At 33.8% G+C, this 19494-nt stretch carries 15 protein-coding genes; 7 read left to right on the top strand and 8 right to left on the bottom strand.

All coding sequences use genetic code 11. The annotated features are described in order from the left end of the window. Positions 1-96: 96 nt before the first annotated feature. Entirely contained in the window at positions 97-1500 is a 1404-nt protein-coding gene (betB, locus tag EZS29_RS06170; RefSeq protein ID WP_130607627.1) for a betaine-aldehyde dehydrogenase, read from the bottom strand. A 233-nt stretch (positions 1501-1733) separates the two neighbouring features. On the opposite strand from betB, the gene EZS29_RS06165 reads away from it, so the two are divergent. Next, positions 1734-3164 carry a glucose-6-phosphate isomerase gene (locus EZS29_RS06165; RefSeq protein WP_130607625.1) on the top strand — a complete coding sequence of 477 codons (1431 nt, stop codon included), beginning with the start codon at positions 1734-1736 and terminating at the stop codon, positions 3162-3164. A 3-nt stretch (positions 3165-3167) separates the two neighbouring features. On the opposite strand, the gene EZS29_RS06160 is transcribed toward EZS29_RS06165, so the two are convergent. From EZS29_RS06160 to EZS29_RS06150, 3 genes are all read right to left on the bottom strand, one after another. Beyond that, a complete protein-coding gene (locus EZS29_RS06160; RefSeq protein WP_130607623.1) occupies positions 3168-4439 on the bottom strand; it encodes a glycosyltransferase in 1272 nt (423 codons plus the stop codon). Between the two features lie 262 nt (positions 4440-4701). Then, positions 4702-5337 carry a hypothetical protein gene (locus tag EZS29_RS06155; protein ID WP_130607621.1) on the bottom strand — a complete coding sequence of 212 codons (636 nt, stop codon included), beginning with the start codon at positions 5335-5337 and terminating at the stop codon, positions 4702-4704. 190 nt (positions 5338-5527) lie between these two features. Further along, positions 5528-6166, bottom strand: a complete 639-nt coding sequence (locus tag EZS29_RS06150) for a hypothetical protein (protein ID WP_130607619.1) — start codon at positions 6164-6166, stop codon at positions 5528-5530. A 217-nt stretch (positions 6167-6383) separates the two neighbouring features. Between EZS29_RS06150 and EZS29_RS06145 the strand changes: the two genes are divergently transcribed. Genes EZS29_RS06145 through EZS29_RS06125 form a run of 5 tightly spaced genes read left to right on the top strand, consistent with a single transcriptional unit; the run spans position 6384 to position 12853 of the window. Then, a complete protein-coding gene (locus EZS29_RS06145; RefSeq protein ID WP_130607617.1) occupies positions 6384-7289 on the top strand; it encodes an AAA family ATPase in 906 nt (301 codons plus the stop codon). Continuing rightward, positions 7289-9442 (top strand): hypothetical protein, encoded by a 2154-nt coding sequence (locus EZS29_RS06140; protein WP_130607615.1) that lies wholly within the window; start codon positions 7289-7291, stop codon positions 9440-9442. The genes EZS29_RS06145 and EZS29_RS06140 overlap by 1 nt, the downstream gene beginning before the upstream one ends. Before the next feature lie 6 nt (positions 9443-9448). Continuing rightward, the gene (locus EZS29_RS06135; RefSeq protein WP_130607613.1) at positions 9449-10960 is read left to right on the top strand and encodes a M16 family metallopeptidase; all 1512 of its coding nucleotides are present in this window, start codon (positions 9449-9451) and stop codon (positions 10958-10960) included. Positions 10961-10972: 12 nt separating this feature from the next. Next, positions 10973-12526: a M16 family metallopeptidase gene (locus tag EZS29_RS06130; RefSeq protein ID WP_130607611.1), complete on the top strand. Its 1554-nt coding sequence runs from the start codon at positions 10973-10975 to the stop codon at positions 12524-12526. 18 nt (positions 12527-12544) lie between these two features. Continuing rightward, positions 12545-12853: a hypothetical protein gene (locus tag EZS29_RS06125; RefSeq protein ID WP_130607609.1), complete on the top strand. Its 309-nt coding sequence runs from the start codon at positions 12545-12547 to the stop codon at positions 12851-12853. Between the two features lie 17 nt (positions 12854-12870). Here EZS29_RS06125 and EZS29_RS06120 read toward each other — a convergent pair whose 3' ends face one another. From EZS29_RS06120 to EZS29_RS06110, 3 genes are read right to left on the bottom strand one after another with little or no spacing between them, the layout of a single operon-like run. Next, the gene (locus EZS29_RS06120; protein WP_130607607.1) at positions 12871-14052 is read right to left on the bottom strand and encodes a sensor histidine kinase; all 1182 of its coding nucleotides are present in this window, start codon (positions 14050-14052) and stop codon (positions 12871-12873) included. Between the two features lie 10 nt (positions 14053-14062). After that, positions 14063-14794: a M15 family metallopeptidase gene (locus EZS29_RS06115; RefSeq protein WP_130607605.1), complete on the bottom strand. Its 732-nt coding sequence runs from the start codon at positions 14792-14794 to the stop codon at positions 14063-14065. Positions 14795-14802: 8 nt separating this feature from the next. Beyond that, entirely contained in the window at positions 14803-15903 is a 1101-nt protein-coding gene (locus EZS29_RS06110) for a DUF819 family protein (protein WP_130607603.1), read from the bottom strand. A gap of 426 nt (positions 15904-16329) precedes the next feature. Here EZS29_RS06110 and EZS29_RS06105 point away from each other — a divergent pair, with 426 nt between their 5' ends. Continuing rightward, a complete protein-coding gene (locus EZS29_RS06105; protein WP_130607601.1) occupies positions 16330-17370 on the top strand; it encodes a protein kinase family protein in 1041 nt (346 codons plus the stop codon). A 504-nt stretch (positions 17371-17874) separates the two neighbouring features. Here the strand turns inward: EZS29_RS06105 and EZS29_RS06100 are convergent. Beyond that, on the bottom strand, positions 17875-19491 hold the full coding sequence (locus EZS29_RS06100; RefSeq protein WP_130607599.1) for a peptide ABC transporter substrate-binding protein: 1617 nt from the start codon (positions 19489-19491) through the stop codon (positions 17875-17877). Positions 19492-19494: the final 3 nt, after the last annotated feature.

The raw sequence follows: 19494 nt of genomic DNA, 5'->3' as shown, positions 1-19494 counted from the left end.
AGCAACTCTGCCCTGAAAGGATGCTTTTCTTTTACCGAGGATTTAAAAATAATCAGTAAACTTATATATTTAAAATCCCCCCAAAAAAATACTTAGTCACTCTCCCATTTCAACATAAACTGTTTTTAATTGTGTGTAGCATTCAATCGCAGCCAGACCATTTTCGCGGCCAAAACCAGAACCTTTTACCCCACCAAAGGGAATTTCAATAGGTGATAAATTATAATTATTTATCCAGCACATTCCGGCTTGTATATTATCAATCACTCTGTGTGCTCTTTTTATATTATTGGTAAGGACACCTGCAGCCAATCCATATTCTGTGCTATTTGCTCTGCGAATAACTTCTTCTTCACTTTCGAAATCGAGCACAGACATCACGGGCCCAAATATTTCTTCTTTCACTATTCTCATCTCATCTTGGCAATTGGAAAATACCGTTGGTAAAATAAAATTCCCATTCGCAAATTTTGTTTGACTTGGGCTCCATTCGGGCTGTGTTCCACCACATAATAGGGTCGCACCTTCTGCTTTACCCGACTCAATATAATCTAGAACACGGTTTAAATGCTGTTTACTTATAAGTGAACCCATTTGGGTTGTGGAGTCAAATGGATCTCCAATTTTTATTTTTGCTACTTTCTGCATTAAATTTTCTAAAAATCTTTCTTTTATTTTTTTATGCACAAAAACTCTTGTTCCGTTACAGCAGATTTCACCCTGTGTGTAAAAATTCGCAAGAATGGCAATGGAGGTTGCTTTTTCAATATCAAAATCATCAAATATTATCAGCGGAGATTTCCCACCTAATTCTAAACTCACCTGTTTCAAATTCTTTGCAGAATTTTCAACTATTCTTTTCCCTGTCGGTATAGAACCTGTCAAAGATATTTTACGAATTTCAGGGTGTAAAGAAAGCATTTCACCAACTTCTCTACCACCTTGGACAACTTGAAAAACCCCTGCGGGCATACCAGCATCGAGATAAATTTGTTCAAGTTTCACTGCTGTCATAGGGGTTAATTCGGATGGCTTAAAGATCATAACATTGCCACTGGCTAATGCGGGAGCAGATTTCCAAGCAGCTATTTGAAATGGATAATTCCATGCGCCAATTCCAGCACAAATACCGATTGGTTCTCGCTTTGTGTAAGCAAATGAGCGTCCTAATTGAATATGGTCCCCATGTATACTCGGAGCCAAACCACCATAATATTCTAGAGCATCGGCAGATGATGGGATATCGACTTCAAGGGCTTCACTTATGGGCTTACCTGAATCTAAAACTTCAAGTTGGGCAATTTCAAAGCAGCGTTCACGAATAATACGCGCCGCTTTTGTCAAAATTTTTCCACGCTCAAACCCACTCATTTTTGACCAAATTTCGTAAGCAGAGTAGGCCTTTATAATTATTTCTTGCAGTGCATCTGAGCTTGTTATTTCAATTTCACATATTTTATTTCCAGTCGCTGGGGAGTGGTTCGAGAAATTCTTATGCATAATTTATCCTTTTAAATATAGTTTCACTTCTATCAGAAAAACTATACTTAATAAATCTATCGTTTTCAATTTAATAATTATTAAGAATAAATTTAATTATGCAACATATATTTACATATTTATTTAATTTTAATAAGTGTAATTTGCTTGTAAAGCCCTATCCTATTGCAAATGAACAAAGTCTGTGTGATGGATTGATATGACTGTGCTGTTTTTTTTAGGAGAATGACAACATGACACAAGAGAAAAGATTAGTTTTAGATTGGACAAAAGTTCACGATGTTTTTCCTATTGAAAAACATTTAGCTAATGAAACAAGCAATCTCATTTCAGCAAAAAAATCTCTCGTCTCTGGTAAGGGGAAAAGCCCTGAATTTACAGGCTGGGTAGATTACGTAAAAGAAGAAGCCCAATCTGTTCTGCATTCCATTAAAAAACAGGTGGAAACTATTTGTAATCACTCCGATGCCGTTGTTGTTGTTGGCATAGGTGGAAGCTTACTTGGTACAAAAGCAGTCTATGAAGCACTCACCCATTCGTTTGCAATTGTGAATCAAGAATCTCTGCACCGCCGTCCTGTTTTATTTTGGGCTGGCCACCACATTGCCCTCGATGAGCTATCAGAATTACTCGATGCCTTAGACTCGTATTCCCCAAGTCTCATTGTGGTTTCGAAATCAGGTGGAACAACAGAACCTGCTTTGGCATTTCGCATCTTAAAGAAATATTTAGACGATCGCTTTGGCACAGAAGAAGCAAGTCATCGTATATTTGCAATTACCGATCCCAATGATGGTACCTTATTAAAAATTGCCAAAGAAAATAATTATCCACATTTTCCAATACCTAAAAATATTGGAGGACGATACTCAATCTTTACGCCAGTTGGATTGTTACCTTTAGCTATTTCTGGTGTTAATGTAACAGAGTTTGTTGCAGGAGCGGAACAAGCATTTTATGATAGCACTTCTGAAAAAAATCATTCTCTTGAAACAAATCCAGCTCTTTGTTATGCAGGTATTCGCAATATTCTATATGCAAATAAATATAAAATAGAATCTCTTTGCACATGGTCACCAAAAGCAAAGGGCATCGCTGAATGGTGGAAACAGCTTTTTGGTGAGAGCGACGGCAAAGAAAACTCAGGATTATTTCCAGCAAGCGCTAACTTCACAACAGATTTACATTCTCTTGGACAATATTTTCAGGATGGAGAACGGCATTTATTTGCAACGCACTTAAAAGTTGCCGATGAATATTCCCTTGCAAAAGGTTCCCTAAAAAGGAAAATTAAAATCCCAAACTGTTCTTTAAATGATGGCTTTGACTTCTTAACAGGTCAAGAGCTTTCCCACGTTCAAAACGAAGCACAACAGGGGACATTTTTAGCACATTCAGATGGTAAAGTACCAACACTTATTTGGGAACTTCCTGAGATGAATGCATGGTGGCTTGGTTATTGGATGTATATAAATATGTTTGCTTGTGGTGTTGGAGGATATGCGCGAGGAATAAATCCTTTTGATCAACCAGGAGTTGAAGATTACAAAAATAATATGTTCGCATTGATGGGTAAACCTGGGCATGCCGACAAAGCAGCGCAAATCCGCAGTCGTTTAAGCAGTGGCAATCGTTTGCGTTCTCTCGGGCACACGAGTAAATAAATATTAATTCTTCGCTTCAAGTTTTTTATGGATAATATTTATTAAATTTTCATCAAATTTATTTTGTCTTATATTCTGTGCAAATTTCTCCGCATTGTGAGCATAAGATAAAGTAGATTTGATTTTTTTTATTGCCTCAACTAAATTTTTGTGTGTTAATTTTTGGCTCTGAATGGAAATACCAATTCCAAGTTTTTCAACTCTCCGTGCGTTATCTGGTTGGTCATGGGAAAAGGGAATTAAGATCTGGGGTTTTGCGGCTGCAAGCGCTTGTCCTGTAGTGCCTATTCCGCATTGATGAACAACCATAGAGCAATAAGGAAACAGAGCAGAAAAAGGCTCATAATTGGAAATATAAATATTTGCTGATTGATATGCTTGTTCTGGAATTCTCTGCGGTTTTTTTCCAACTAGGAAGATTGCCCGACAACCTATCTCTTTAATTGCTTTATGGGCATGTAAATAAAAATCATTTTTTGTTTTTACAATAGTTGAACCAAGCGTAAAAACAATGGGTGCTTCACCCTTGTCAATAAATTTCCTCAGTCCAGAAGAAATGTCATGTGAATTTTCTTGATCAAATAATGGAAAACCTAAATTACAAATTTCCTTAGGCCAGTCAGGTTGCTCTATGGAAAACTCTTTGGGGAACAAGGCTAAGATTCCTTTGGTCGAATAATCCCAAAAGCCAAATCTTTTATTTTCTAGACCTATTTTGATTTTTAATTGTAAGACAGGATTTAGACTTTTATTAAAATCTTTCATCATAAAATGACACATTGATTTTAAAATACTTGGTCCTAAAAATTTAACGTAACTTAAATATTTTAAATTCCCTACAAATGGTGGATCAAATGCTGAAAATATAGCACAAGGTTGTAATAAACAGGAGAGCCATGGTATATTGTATTTATCCGCTACCAAAGGTGCAGCAAAAGTAAATGCATGCGGAATAACAAGATCATATTTTGGAATTTCTCTCTCAAGTAATTCATAGCTTTCATTTAAAAATGGTAGAATTAACTCCTTCATAAAATACAGAGTTCCTGTTTTTGGATCATGTGCTTTTTCTGGCCAAATATCTTCGGAGCCAAAATCCTCTTCGCTTGGACGCATAGGAATAAAATGGATGCCAAATTTTTCGACCATCTCTTTGTATTGTAAATGACTCATAAGAGTGACTTGATGCCCAACATTGATAAGTGCTTTTCCCATTGCCATAAAGGGATGTAAATCCCCATATGAGCCATAAGTTGTTAAAAGTATTTTACTCATGGAATTTTCCTTTTTTTAAAATAAACTATAAATAAATTTATAAAATTCTTTATATATCTTCATTCTCACTCGAAATAAGAATATAGTCCATATAAACGAAAAGTCTTAGCGGATTTTCATTTGACATATGAGCTAAACAGATTCAATCAATTCAATTTTAATTAATCGAAGTAAAAATTTATTCTATGAATGATTACAAAGATCATTAGAAAATTGCAGAATTTTCACATTTGAAAATATTTTGTTTAAAATAAATTAATCACTAGTTAAAAAGAAAAGAAATAATTATATTATAATTTAAAATATTATAACCACCAGAAGAACCAGAAATAGTCACATTATTATACGTTTCATCAGCATAATTTGAGACACCTCTTGCCGCTAAAATACTTCCACCAATTGCAAATCGATTTGATAAATTTACGGATGCTTTAAAGCTTGCACCGATATTCCAATCTGAATTTACGTTAGGATTTAACTCCTGCGTGCTACCACCGACTGTTAAATCATTTTCATATGCTGCATATGGAGAAATATTTAAAGAAATAACTGTATATAAGTTTAACCAATTTGTAGGATTTATTTTAAATCCTACATCACCACCCACTTGAAAAATACTATACTTGCTCGTATATGAATAAGTAGAAGTTGATTGAGACCCCTGGGTCATTTCTCCACGCACTCCGAGCCCAAGTAAAAATTGAAATGTTTTTGCAGAACCAGGAAAAAAATAGATTCTTAAACTCGCATTTTCTCCTTCAAAAGTATTTTCTCCAAAAGTAACTTTTGAATATCCCCCCTCAGCCATAAGCTCAGAAGCGTAAACATTTCTTTCTGGACATAGTGCAATATATAAATTGAGAAGAATAATTATAAAATAAAACTTCCTATGCAGCATTTTCTCTCCTTTTCATTAACAAAAATAAATCTTTATTAAAATCAGCATAGATTAATTAAATTAATAAAAATATTAGCCATTAAATATATTTTGACACTTTTTGTTTTTTTATATTAATCTCAAATGAACCATATTAAGGAAATATTTTAAATACGCAACTAAAATATTTTTAATTTTCAAGTGCATTTTTTTATGAAAAAAGATAAGATATAATTAAGTTAATGTTTGTAATATTATATCCTCCTGAAAAACCAGAAATTGTCGTATTATTATAGGTGACTTTTCCAAAGTCTAAATATCCTTTTGCTGCATAGAATCCGAGACCAATTGAAAAACTTTCTGATATATTAACTAACACCTTGTAATTTATACCTAGATTCAAGTTTGAATTTACCTTTGAACTCTCTGTGATAGAGTTCCCATTGATTGTTAAATTATTTTTATATATTGTACTAGGAGAATAATTTAGCGAAATAATACTATATACACTGAGCCAATTTGGATCTTTAAATTTAAAGCCGATATCTCCTCCTACTTGAAAAGAAACATAGTTGCTTGTATTCGTATATGTTGATGTTGATTCTGAACCTTGAGCTTTTTCTCCGCGCACACCTAGCCCCAGCAATAATTTGCGATTCTCTGGAAAATTGCCTGGAAAAAAATAGACTCTTACACTCGCATTTTCACCCTCTAAATTCATTTTTCCGATGGATAGATCCGAATAGCCACCTTCAACAAAAAGTTCCTTCGAATGAACTGCCTTTTCTAAGAAAAGGACAATCAATAAACTAAGAAACTTAAATAAAAAAAAATACTTTTTCTGAAACATTTTCCCTATTCCTAAAAAAACAATAGATTTACAAAAAAAAATATAAAAATCCAAAAGTTGTTTTATATTAATTATAAATATAAAACAATTCATTTAAATTATTTTATCTATTATAAAATAATTTAAATGCACAAAAATAAAGCTCCGCCTAACATTCTTTCCCGTTACATAAACTTAAGGTAATCTCAAAATGCCCCGATTAGGGAAAGGAACTAAAATGACAAAAAATAATATGGTTATAAAACAGGATCAGGTTCAAATAGGTAACATCACAGTTCGCTTAGCAAAAGAGTATGAAGTCGATGCAAATTGGATGGGAAATGATATTTCTGCACATCAATTAAGAGCTTCTTGGCTACGTCTTTCGCAGGATGACCTACCTATGAATCCCCGCTTAGTGGGCAAACCAGGTGTCGGAAAAACAACATTAGCTGTAGCCGTTGCACGTGAATTAAACTATCCCGTCTTTTTAATGCAAGGTACAAGCGACACACGCCCTGACGACCTCATCATCACCCCTGTCATCACTGAAGGAAAACAAATTTCATATGTTGCTAGTCCGCTTGTGACAGCAATGATTGTTGGAGGTGTGTGCATTTTGGATGAAGGTAACCGAATGTCTGAAAAAAGTTGGGCCAGTTTAGCTTCGCTTCTTGATCACAGACGTTATGTAGATTCTGTTATCGCAGGCATTCGTTTACATGCACATAAAGAATTTCGTTTTGTTACGACGATGAATGATGACTCGAGCGTTTATGATTTACCAGAATATATTCAAAGCAGACTCAATCCACAAATCTTTTTAGATTTTGCAGATATTGAAACAGAAGCGCGGATCGTTCGATATGCTGTCCCCTATGTCGAAGAAAATTTATTAACTTTGCTCGTTAGTTTTTTATCCATCGCCCATAAATATGATGAGACATATTCCGTTCGCGATGGAATTCAAATTGCTAAATATGCACAACGACTGCGTTCATTAAACAAAGAGTTAACATTACCTAAAGCTTTAAAGACAAGTGTTTATTCTATTTTAGGAGAAGAGGCTTTGAAGTATTTTCCGGCTGACGAACAAATGCAAAATGACAATAATTCTTCACGTCCAAATTTAAGACCTGTGTGATGACAAATCAAAAATTAAAAGATAAAAAAATTCAATTGTCTGAAAATTATTTTTTTGAATTTGATAAAAATCAACTAAAAAAATTTAAAAATGAAGATAGTTTTTTAGGTTGGGAATTTACGATAGGTAAAATACGCTCACAATTCTTAGAAAAATATATTGCGAATTGCAAGGTTAGTTTTTTACCACTCAACAATAATAACTTACAAGAGAATTGTATTTTAAAAAATATAATTCAATCCCCAACGAATCCATATCTGAAATGCAATCATATTTTAGTAGATTGGCCCGAAGAAGCAGCTGAATTACTCCCACAACTTATTAAAAGTTTTCCAAATACAGTCACACTTGCAAGTAATAAAATAATTGAACAAAATACTTATCAAGAAAGCGATGACAATCTGATTGCTCAAATGCAAAATAATCCTGTGGTTTTTATTGAGTCAATTGACTCACGCCGCTTTATTTTACATAAACTCATTTCGAATTCACCTTTAATTCATTGTGTTGGAGGAGTTGAAAGCTATTTACAATGGCAAATATTAAATAAATTAAATCCTAATCAAGCATTTAACCTCTCTCCTGAGTTACAAACTTCTGGAGCCAGCCTCACTTGGTTGCAGCTTAAATTACGAGAATCGTTAAATATAGGTGAAAATAGTCAAAATTATATACATGAATGTCTTGAAAAGACTGCACATAAAATTATTAAATATATAATCAATCATGCAGACGAAGAAATCCTTATTATTTGTGGAATTGAATTATTTAAAAAAATTGAAAGCACTTTAAAATTATTTAAAAATAAAAGTGAATTCAATAATATATTCAGTAGAAAAATAGTTAATTTAAAGGATTTGAAAAACAAAAATCAAATAAAGAATTTATATTTATGTCAACCAACCCCTGAATCGGCTGCCGATTATGCGGTTATTCCTGCTTTTTTTGCGCATGATATCATTACACAAAATGAAAAAATAACAAGTTGGTTAGAGTTTGCACGTCACAGCTTTTCACAGGCCTTTATAAGAACAGCCGATCGCTATGCCGAATGGACAAAATTTAAAATCAATGCAAGCCAGGAAAGAGATTATTTCCGATTTGTTTATCGCCTTGCTCAAGATCGGAACACTCTTTTTCCAACCACCTTTGAACTCTTATTATCAGCAAGTTCCGTGATTGATTCAAACTTCGCCTTTGAATTTCTAAAGGAATGTAAAAATTTTCCTACGAATTCTAACTTTTCATCTACTTTACCGGTTGTGCATTTTCCGCTGAATCATTTTATAAAAAATACGGCAAAGATAAGCATACAAAAATTTGAAACGCTGCAAAGCAAAAAAAGTTTTCACAAGACAAAACTTAAGTCTGTTGATAAAGCAAAAAAAGCATTTAAAGTACAACCAGTGAACGAAGAAAAATATGCGGATAATTCTTGGGTAAATGAAGATCATCCTTATTCTTGTTCTTTTCCAAGTGAAGATATTTTCATGGAACGTTTAGCTGCTAATGTAAAAAAGAATATGAAAGAAAAACTTCGTTCACAAGAAATCGTTTTCCGTGAATTACAAGCAGATTTTTGTGATGGCTTAGATTTACGAGAAACAATACGAAATTGGCATAAAGAAAAAATAATAATTAAAGATTTACAACATGTCGGTAAAGCTGATATAGGTGCCGTTGTATTTAGTTTTGCTGAAGCAAATAAAGATAATTATTATTCTTGGAAATCTTTTTGGCTGGCTGAACAACATGATGACAGCAATCTTATGTTTTATGCAACTCCATTTAAGGACAAACTTATTGGCCCAGGTATTGCAAAAAGTGAATTCGGTGGATTTGCAGTTATACCGCTTCCAAGTGGAATGGAAAACCCTTGGGGAAATCCATTTATTTCGCACTATGCACAAAATTCTACAGAATGTTTAATATTAGCAGGAGCCTTGTCGACAGCTCATAAAAATATCTTATTTATTTCTAATCATCCCCCTTCCCAACACATCCTAAAAATTTTAAAACAGAGTGGGAAAAGCATCATTTATGCAAAGCTCGATGAATTTCCTCCAGAAGACATTCGCCTTGTTCGTACATTTCATATTCTTGCTGAAGCTGGAGTTCGGGAGTATGCACAAAAATATATTAGAAAGGATTAATTTAAAATGCGCAATCTTGACATACAACAAACGCGCAAGAAAATGACTTATTATTTCATAAAAAATTATTCTCTTGCATTGTTTAGTATCATTCCAAGTATTACTTTTGCTTCCCCAGTCGCATTAGATCTGCCAAAAACAAAGGAAGTATCTTCCGTTCAAAAAACCAATGCTGATCCTAAATTTATCCAATCAGCACCCATTATTCCTGGCTCATCTATCCATGCTTATCAATATTCATTAGAAAATGGCTTAAAATTAATTGTCATTCCAGACAATAGAAATCCTATTGCTACGATTCAATTTATACTTGATGCTGGAAGCAATCGAGAGCAAAAAGGAATTACGGGCTTGGCGCATTTTTTTGAACATATGATGTTTAGAAAAACAAAGGACCATCCGGAAGGAAATTATGATCGCACAATTAATTCCGTCGGTGGAAGCGGTAATGCCGGCACAAGCGATGCGTTTGTTACTTTTTATACGACTTTCCCTGGGCCTGCATTGGAAACTATGCTAAAACTTGAAGCAGATCGCTTTACAAAACTCGATCTCGCAGAACCTTATTTTTCAATCGAAAAAGGCGCCGTCATTTCTGAGAGAAAATTACGGGTTGAAAATGATCCTTTGCAACGCAGCAATGAATTTATTCGCAGTATTACAGAACGTGGAACAACAATGGAATGGTTGACCATTGGATCAAAAAAAGATGTTGAAGAAATGAGTATAGATGCTGCTAAGAGTTTTTATGAAAAATACTACACACCAGATAATACAATTATGATTGTGGGTGGCCCATTTGATCAAAAAAATGTAGCTCAAATGGTGCAAAAATATTTTTCTTCTTGGCATGGAAAAGCTACAGATCAGCACGCAAAATATCCAGCTGATTATTACACACGCGACCTTGGCAAAAAATTTATTTGCAGTGCACCCATTTTTAATAAAAGATTTAGAATGGTTTATCCTGCAGCGAATGGGAATTTAAAAGAATTAATTTATTCTATTGTTTTTCAAGCTATGCTTGATGACAATCCCAATGGCACCTTTGAACGCCGACTGGTTAAGGACAAACTCGTTACAGATTTTAATTTCTATAAAACATATTGGCAGGATCAAAATAATCCATTTGTTGTTTCTTTTTCGTTGACTAAAGATCAAAACTATGAGCCAGTCGTCCAGTTTTGGCAAAAAGGTGTTCAAGAGGTATTAAATAAACCAATCAGTGAAAAAATAAAAAGGCAAATATTAAAACAACTCGCTGTTTCAAATGCAGATACAGCAGAAAGAATGACTGCTTTAGCCAACACAGTGCTGGACAATAATTTCTTTCTCAAAGATTTTAATGCATCGGGACAAGCAGAAAAAATAGTTAAGTCGATTACAACCGAAAATCTTAGACAGTGGATAAATGAAAATATCTCCCCACAAAAATATTACCTCACAGGGATCGTAACCCCTAAGGAAGCGCCAACGTGTTCAGATATGTATGCTGAATTTCAAAAAAGCATTCGATAAGGAAACAATTACATGAAGTATAAAATCATTTCCCTTTTATTATCTTGTGCGGCATTTCCGACTGCATTTACTCAAGAGTCATTGAAAAGTGTAAGACCAACAGTATCGACAAAACCAGTAGAACTCAATTGGCGGTCTATTAAGTGGCCCAGTATTAACTACACAAGAATTCCTGTCGACGGAGGCGCAGCTATTTATAGTCTACATAGCAGCACAGCTTTGAAATTTAAAGTTACATTTGTCTTTTCAGGAGGTATCTATGCTTTTCCTGAAAGTGATCGAACGGCATTTGGTGCTTTTTCAGATCTGATCACTCTCGGAGGTTTTGGCGATCTTAATTTCGACCAAATTCAAAATTATACTACGGAATATGGAATTAATATCCGCTCTAGCATAACACCTTTAGGTCAATTTGTCATCACTGCCGATGCTTTATCGGAAGACTTTCCTCGATTGCTCTCGCTTATTAATAATATGATTTTAAAGCCAAAATTTGAAGAGAAAGCTCTCGATTTATGGAAGCAGCAATCTATAGATGCATTTAATAATCTCATGGATAGTAATACAATTGAAAAACAATATCGTTTTATTGATCTTGAGGCAACAAAACTCGCATTTGGCAAAGATCACTATCTTGCGAAATCAATTGAAAGAGTTTCACCGAGCGTTATTAAAAAGGTATCCTACGATCAGATTAAAAATATTTACAAAAAAACAATTTCTAAAAATGGTTTAAATGTATCTATTTCTGGCGCGTTTACCCAAAAAGATTTTGACTCCCTTAGACAACTTGTCAGTAAAATACCTTATCTCGAGCCATCAATCAAAACTTGGTATCCTACGAGAAAAATGAATACTCACAATGCTAAAAAGATTAACACTGTGATTATTAAAAAATCTGATATGTCTCAATCCACGGTCTCGTTGCGTTTCTATTATCCAAAATTTGGTAAACTGAATTCAATTGAAACCACTCAATTCGATATATTAGAAGAAATATTTTCCTCAACTGGTGGCGTGATCGGTAACGATCGCTTTTCTAAAGCCATGCGTGCAGATTCTGGTATAAGTTATTCACCGCACGCCTATTTTAATGATACACTTTTATTCCCTAACACAGATGTCGGGGTCTTTTATCTCAATTTTCAAAGTCCAAATGAACGCATTGCTGAAGCTATTCGTATTGCCACACAGACTTGGCATAAATTTATTAAAGACGGTGTTTCACAAGAAGAGCTTGATAACACAAGAACTTCAATGATAAATCGTATGCTCGCAAGTGAGTCAACTGTCTTTAATAAAAGCGATGAAATTCTCATGCAGCTTATAAAAGGACAATTGCCAAGTGTTAATCCAATTGAATTTACTTTGGCAAAATTAGACAAGCAGCGCAGTGTTAAAAATTTAAATGAAACACTCAAAAGACTTTCAGACTCAGAAATTGTCCCGGTCCTTGTTATTATGGGCAATCCCAACGATGAACAGATAAAACTCCTAAAAAAGATTGATGCGCTTGACTTAAGCCATGTGAGCGAATTAAGTTCTTTGACGAAGCCATATATGTAATTTTTAAGGAGACCTTTTATGATTAAGTCTTTTGCAGTTGAGTCCTCTTCTCCAGCTGATTTTATAAAGAAAGTAACAGACTCTTTAGCAGGAAGAGAGCTTGGCAAAATTGCAAGTATGAGTTTGAAGGAAAATAATATCGTAATTATGTTTTCTAAACTTGGAAAAAGCGAAGTTATTTTCAATGTCAAAAATGAAGGCAATGGCTTTAGCTGTACACACAGTTCAGAAAAGATTGCTCTCACTCACAAAGCACTGCGTGGTGACATTGAAGGTAAATTAGCTAAAGTTCTTGAGTCTAACGGAGCCAAAGTAACTGAAAGTTAAGAACACTGTTAATAAATTCATAGCTCTAATCTTTTGGCAAAAAGATTAGAGCTATGTGCTGGGAGCTTTAAATTCTTTTTCACGGCAAGTTCATCTGCAGCAATTAAAGTAAAATAAAACTCAACCATACCTGCGCTAAAATGATCGTTTTTAACCGAATGACACCAGATTTGTCCATCATGGCTTTGCACTATTTTCTCTGCTGCAGCAAGTCCTAGACCTGTGCCACTTTTCTTTGCTTTGGTAAAAAATGCGTTGAATAAATTTTTAATATCTTCTTTTTCTATAAATGAATTATTGTTACCTATACAAAACTCTATAAAAAGTTTTTTGTTAATGATAACGTCTCGTGTTTGAATCCATATCTTCCCTTTAAAGTTCATTGCTTGCAAAGCATTGAGAAAGATATTTGTAAACACTCGCTCAATTTTGCTCATATTTGCTTTGATCTTGTGCTGATGAGAAAAATTAAAAGAAAATGCGATGTCAGCATTGTTATAAATCTGCAAATTTTCTTTCACCACCGATGAAATTAAGCTTTCTGGACAGATGGATTCCAATTGCAATTTTTCAGATTGAGAACCCATTTCCATAATATCAATCAGCATCCCATTCACTTTTTGAATGTTTCGATCAACCTGCGGAACTAAAGTTTTAATTATAGAATTTATCTGCGCTATATCTTTTTGCATAGTTAAGGTTTTTAAAATTGTTTGTAACATTAAAAAGGGTTGGCGCACATCGTGGGCTAAAAGTTGAATTGTCATGGCAATTGCTGCATTTTTTTCTGCTTCAATTGTTTTCTCTTGTAAGGCTTTTAAATTCAAAATCGACTTATTTAAAATTTTAAAAAGATCGGTTATTTCTTCTGATAAATTTTTTGGAATTTCTAGTTCTTGTAAAGTTTCTGAATTTTTGAAGTGGGTAATGAGATGAACTAAAGGCGAAATACTATTCCTTAATAAAATCCATAATAAAAAATGCACTAAAATTGATAGAATAATCCAAATAAAAAAGACTTTATATGAATTATGTAATAATTTTTCTAGAAAAGATATTTCTTGATAGAATCCTATAATGAAAAGTGTAGTTAATAAAAAAAACACCAACCAAAAAGCAAAAAATGTGCCCAAAATTTTATGAATAATCGGCGCACAGTTTACATTTTTTAAGGTCATTAAATTGTAAATCGCCCGCATGTAAATTCTCTCACTCTAGCAATTCAGATTCTAAAGAAGGATAATACCAATCGAGGTCGAGAGTTTTTGCCCAATGGCAATCACCTAAATCATAATGCCACCACTCAGCTGTATAATTGACAAATCCAGCACGCTTCATTGCATTGAACAATAAGCGGCGATTTTTCCGAATAGCAAACCACTCATCTTTCGTATAGCCTGCACCTTGAATATAGTCTTGCTCAAACCAAATCGTTTGTGAACATTCAGAAACGCAATCAAAGTCCGTTCCCATATTTAAAGCTTGTCCATCAAGAGCCAAAGTGAGGTCAAGCGCCCCGCCGCTATTATGCGGTGGAATTTCATACAAAGATTTTTCAGCAGGATGAACTATAAATTCTTTAGTTATTGCAAAAAGTTCTTCATGACTTAATGCTGGGTGTAAATCTTTCTGCTGCTCATAAATATATCTAAATAAATCAAACTGCGTTTCTATTGTTCTAAAGGCATCAAATATTAAAAAACTAAAATTGTGTGGAAGGTGCTCAAGAATTTGGTTAAGTTTTATAACCAAAGCGGTCCTGGTATACATCAAATTGAGTACACCTTTTAGTTTTATATCCTTATATGAATGTAAAGATTTTATGCGGAAGTTTTGATCAATAGGCATGGGTTTTGCATTTGCCTTCAACCAATTTATATTTTCTTGAGAAGGCTTATTATAAATAAAATCGATAGATGTTTCGTAAAATTGCTTTTTCATGCTTTTCCTCACTGGGGTAAAAGGTATTGGAGAAAATTAAAAACAAAAGCGCCAAAAAAATTAGCAATGGAATAACCAAGAACACCAAGGATAATTGCTATGGCTACTCCGCTCTTCCATTTTCTCACCTGCGCTACTGCAACAGCAGTGCCAGGACCGCCAATAAGCGCTTGGGAGGTGATTGAAAGTGCTATTTTATTCAGTTTAAAAATACGTGCTGAAACAATTATAAACAGAGCATGGGTAAATATTATTATGATTGGTATAAAAATAAGCATTTTAGGCAAATGAAGAATTGCTTTTAAATCTGAGACAGCACCCACACTGAAAAAGAATCCTGCAAATAATATAGCACCAAGTACATAAGCTGGTTTAAAATGATTTTTAAAAAAAGGCAATTGTCCTGCGCACAATGCTAATATGCTAAGCCATAATATTTTATGCATAAAGCCGATATTTTTTGCCAAAAAATCTGCTAGCATAACAAGACCTAATGAAACAAATAAGCAAACCAATAAACTGACTATGCTCACTTTTACACCATCATAAGCACTTCCATCATTTTCAGCAATTTTAATATCTTCACCTTTATCGCTGCCATACCATATACAAATAATAAGCCAAAGACTTGTAACAACACTATCTAAGGCAAAGACGGCAATAAAATAATTATTTGGTATATCGAGTAACTTTTGCATGGCTGCCGCATTTTCAAGCCCACCAATATAACTTGCTGTGAGTTGAGCGGCAATTTTATAAGCATTGATTCCAAGACTATTCGCTGATACAGCTCCCGCAATTAATCCACCTAAAAGGCTACCAAATATTCCAAAAAGAAAAACAATTACAATTTTAAATGGCACCTTAAGTATATCTTGAAATTTAAAATCTAAAGTCATCATAACAATTGCAATAAGAACAATTGGACCTTGTAGAGTCTCATATAATTCAGATTGTGATGGAACAATACCAATCTGACTCAAAAGCATGGCGAAAAGAATCAACAAACAGACACTGCTCACATGCGCAATCCAAGCAACTCGACGCTCAATTGCATAACATATTAGAGCTGAACCAAAAACAATTAAAAGAAGCAATTGCAAAGACATTTATAACCTATTTATTTATTGAACATTGAGTGCTTTTGAAAAAAGTTTGACTATAACTTCAGAAGAAGTATTTAATTGACGCTTGATAATTATATTGAAATTAAAATTTGTCAAGAAATTGATATAGATTTTCAACTTTATTTTTAAATAGATACCCAAAAAATATATTAGAAATGAAAAAAAGTATAGAGAAATTTTTTATCTATTTAATGTAATTTAAAATGCACATATTTTGATCAAGAGTAAATACTCATACAATATACAATATTAATTTAAACAATAAATCTTCTCCGCTCAGTTACTTTAAATTCATGATATAAAATAAAAATTATTATTTATCCATAAAAGAATAAAAAGTTTTACTAATATAAAAATAAATAATAAATTAATAAAATGACTGATTATATGAAAGGGTCAATGTATTCTATGAAAAATAATAAAATAAAAACAGAAATATATAAAGCACTCTTTATAACACTCACATTAACATTTGCAACAAATCTCTGGGCACAAACTGCAGAAGAATTTCCCAGTTTAAATGAATTTTATGCTCAACACACTGAAGAGCAAGGAGAAGAGCTTCTTTTAAGTGCAACCGGAAGTGAAGTGAAAGACTTGAGTCGCACCAATCTTGTCAAACTCTATCAAGACTCGATTATTGGCAATTATTATGTCGAAAAAATATATGATTATTATAATAATGCCAATAAACTCTCTGCAAAAAGAGAATATTTTGCCTACTCACTCGATAAACAAATCGACTTAAATATTGTCCCGCCTACACTTTATTTTAAAGATCCCGCAAGTGATAATAATTTTATCGTCAGACAGTTATATATAAGCAAAGCTCATTCTGTTGAAGGAAAAAAAGCAGCCAAAAATTATAACTTAAGCGGCACGCCCTTGCCTATTTTTGACCAATTGATTGGTGCCACTGACAGGAAATTCAACAATTTCCTCATCGCCCAGGATGGCACAGTTATAGCGATTGACCATGAATCCCTTTTTCTTGATGGCTATATCAGCAATACTGAAAAATTTATAAATGAAGATGATATCAAAGCGTTCTTTTATAACAAAAGTATTTGGGAAAAATTTATGAGTACAAATTGGGACGAATGGACTGAGATCAATTTATCCCACGAAGAAAAATCAATCAAAGAAGCTTTCATTGCAAACATAAACAAACTTAAAGTTAAAACCGCTGAAATTATGAATCACTCAAGCTATGAAGATTTTTTTAGTTCTGCCGATAATATCAGAAAAAATGCAATTGAGTTAAAGAAACAAATTTTTTTCAGCGAAGACGATAAAGAAAATATAATTCCCAAAACAATAAAACCACGCGCACCTTTACCTCCTCCTCTTCTTGAAAAAAAATGTAAAATATTACCTCCATTGCCTCCACATGTTGACAATAAATGTGAACTCCCTCCACCACTCCCACCCAGATTGAAAAAGTTGTGATTTTCAAAGTTTATTTCGGAAGATTTTAAATTTATAAGTTTTCATTTCTTTCTTTATTCTCGGTAAAAGAAATAGCATCCTTTCAGGGCAGAGTTGCTGGCCGCAAATGCCCTTCAAGAATGCTTTTCTTTTACCTAAATTTCTGCCTAATTATGCAAACTTATATTTTAAAATCTTTTTTTTGGAGTAACTTTGCTTGATCCCTTCATTCTTAAATTCGGCATTTTCCAATAATTGAATTATGAAGCAGCACTTGTTTAATTTGAGTGTCCGTAGCTTTTGTTAAAGTTCTTTAGCAAAAATAATCAGTGTGCGTATTAATTATGGATAAATAGCAAAAATAATCAGCAGTTCGACGAATTGAATAATTTAGAGGGGAGAGGAATGTGAGGTGGTTTCGAAGGGCATTTGCGGCCAGCAACTCTGCCCTGAGAAGCCCCTCACATTCCGCATACCCGATGAAATTAAGACAAAACCAACTGATGATTTTTGCACACCACAACCTTAACTCTTATTCTTATCTTCTCTTAAATAAACTCCGGTCAAACTGTATTTATTTTTTACATTTTCTTTAAAGCCTTGTACGCTTTCTTTTAATAAATAGTTTGTTGTTCCACTGTAAAATGTAATAACAGGAACTTCTTCAAGAATTATTTTTCCTAATTGCTCTTGTAATTCTTTTCTTTTGCTGGGATTAAGCTCAACTTCTGAAAGAGCAAAATATTTATCATACTCACTGTTTTTAAACTTAGGATCATTTGCTGCATTGGTTGATTGTAAGTTCGAAAAAAAGTCATACGCATCGTTGATCGTTGCAGAATTTCCCATTCGCATCACTTCAAATTGTCCCAAACTGCGTTTGTCGAGCATGCTTTTCCACTCTTCGTTGACGCTTTCAACTTCAACGCCCAGCTCCTTTTTCCACATTGAAGCAACGGATGTGGCAATCTTTTTATGATTCTCACTTGTATTGTATACAATTTGCAGTTTAAGTGGCTTTTCTTTGGAATAACCTGCAGCTGCATAGAGTTTTTTTGCTTCTTCAAGCTGCTGCGCTCGCGACCAATCAGCCCACTCTGGTTTATTCTGCGTATAGTTTTTCATGCCATAGGGAATAAAATCATACAAAGGCTTTTGCCCAGTACCTAAAATTGTCTCGGTTATGATTTTTCTATCAACGATCATGCTTAAAGCTTTTCTTAAATTTTTATCTTTAAACTTAGGATTTTCTAAATTGAAAATATAATAATAAGTTGAGAGAAAAGGTTTCGTTCTGAGCTCTCGAGCATATTTAACTTTTATACTTTTATACAAATCAACAGGAACCTGTAATGTTTTGTGCAATTGACCACTTAAAAACATCCGGTATTCTGCATTGAGATCTTCTGTATTAATATAATTTACTTTTTCTAAATAAATATTTTCTTTGTTCCAATAATTATTATTTTTAGTAAGAGTTATTTTGTCGCCATTTTTCCGATAGCTTAAAACAAATGGTCCATTGCTGACGAGATTGCCCACATGGGTAAAAGCACCCTCTCCATATTTTTCAATATTCTTTTTTTGTACAGGATAAGTATTTGGCATAACAAGAATTTCAAGAAAATAAGCAATAGGATGCGTTAAAGTAATTTCAAGGGCGCGATCGTCAATTGCTTTGACGCCAAGACTCTCAAGTGGCTTTTTCCCTTGAGCAATCTCTTTGCCATTGACCACACCTTCTAACAAATAAGAATGCTCTGCAGCCACTTTGGGATCGACAAGTCTGCGCAGAGAATAAACAAAGTCGTGGGCTGTGATTTTTGTTCCATCAGACCACTTGATATCTTTTCTTAAACTGAAAGTGTACTTTTTGCCATCTGGAGAGATCTTCCATGATTCTGCTTGGGCAGGTATTATCTTGTCATTTGCATCGGATTGAACCAGGCCTTCGAAAAGTTTGTCAAGAAGATCACTGCACCCCGTTTCTGTGCATTTTTGTAAATCGAGAGTCTGCACTTCACCACCCTTACCTATATTCATTTCTTGCACTTTTGCTGCAAGGGGATCATTGGGCAGCGCAGCTAAAGCGAATGGTGAGACAAAAAGCGATAAAGTAACATAATAAATAGATTTCGTCATAAT

It is taken from the genome of Fluviispira sanaruensis (genome assembly GCF_004295685.1).
Taxonomy (GTDB): domain Bacteria; phylum Bdellovibrionota_B; class Oligoflexia; order Silvanigrellales; family Silvanigrellaceae; genus Silvanigrella; species Silvanigrella sanaruensis.
The sequence above is the reverse complement of the archived record's forward strand: the minus strand, read 5'-3'. Positions and strand labels throughout refer to the sequence as shown.

What these genes read in the sequence shown, in the direction of transcription:
- EZS29_RS06115 (WP_130607605.1), bottom strand. Translation starts at nt 14,794, where the DNA reads ATGAAAAAGCAATTTTACGAAACATCTATCGATTTTATTTATAATAAG.
- EZS29_RS06130 (WP_130607611.1), top strand. Translation starts at nt 10,973, where the DNA reads ATGAAGTATAAAATCATTTCCCTTTTATTATCTTGTGCGGCATTTCCG.
- EZS29_RS06165 (WP_130607625.1), top strand. Translation starts at nt 1,734, where the DNA reads ATGACACAAGAGAAAAGATTAGTTTTAGATTGGACAAAAGTTCACGAT.
- EZS29_RS06125 (WP_130607609.1), top strand. Translation starts at nt 12,545, where the DNA reads ATGATTAAGTCTTTTGCAGTTGAGTCCTCTTCTCCAGCTGATTTTATA.
- EZS29_RS06135 (WP_130607613.1), top strand. Translation starts at nt 9,449, where the DNA reads ATGCGCAATCTTGACATACAACAAACGCGCAAGAAAATGACTTATTAT.
- EZS29_RS06110 (WP_130607603.1), bottom strand. Translation starts at nt 15,903, where the DNA reads ATGTCTTTGCAATTGCTTCTTTTAATTGTTTTTGGTTCAGCTCTAATA.
- EZS29_RS06140 (WP_130607615.1), top strand. Translation starts at nt 7,289, where the DNA reads ATGACAAATCAAAAATTAAAAGATAAAAAAATTCAATTGTCTGAAAAT.
- EZS29_RS06105 (WP_130607601.1), top strand. Translation starts at nt 16,330, where the DNA reads ATGAAAAATAATAAAATAAAAACAGAAATATATAAAGCACTCTTTATA.
- EZS29_RS06150 (WP_130607619.1), bottom strand. Translation starts at nt 6,166, where the DNA reads ATGTTTCAGAAAAAGTATTTTTTTTTATTTAAGTTTCTTAGTTTATTG.
- EZS29_RS06160 (WP_130607623.1), bottom strand. Translation starts at nt 4,439, where the DNA reads ATGAGTAAAATACTTTTAACAACTTATGGCTCATATGGGGATTTACAT.
- EZS29_RS06155 (WP_130607621.1), bottom strand. Translation starts at nt 5,337, where the DNA reads ATGCTGCATAGGAAGTTTTATTTTATAATTATTCTTCTCAATTTATAT.
- betB (WP_130607627.1), bottom strand. Translation starts at nt 1,500, where the DNA reads ATGCATAAGAATTTCTCGAACCACTCCCCAGCGACTGGAAATAAAATA.
- EZS29_RS06145 (WP_130607617.1), top strand. Translation starts at nt 6,384, where the DNA reads ATGACAAAAAATAATATGGTTATAAAACAGGATCAGGTTCAAATAGGT.
- EZS29_RS06120 (WP_130607607.1), bottom strand. Translation starts at nt 14,052, where the DNA reads ATGCGGGCGATTTACAATTTAATGACCTTAAAAAATGTAAACTGTGCG.
- EZS29_RS06100 (WP_130607599.1), bottom strand. Translation starts at nt 19,491, where the DNA reads ATGACGAAATCTATTTATTATGTTACTTTATCGCTTTTTGTCTCACCA.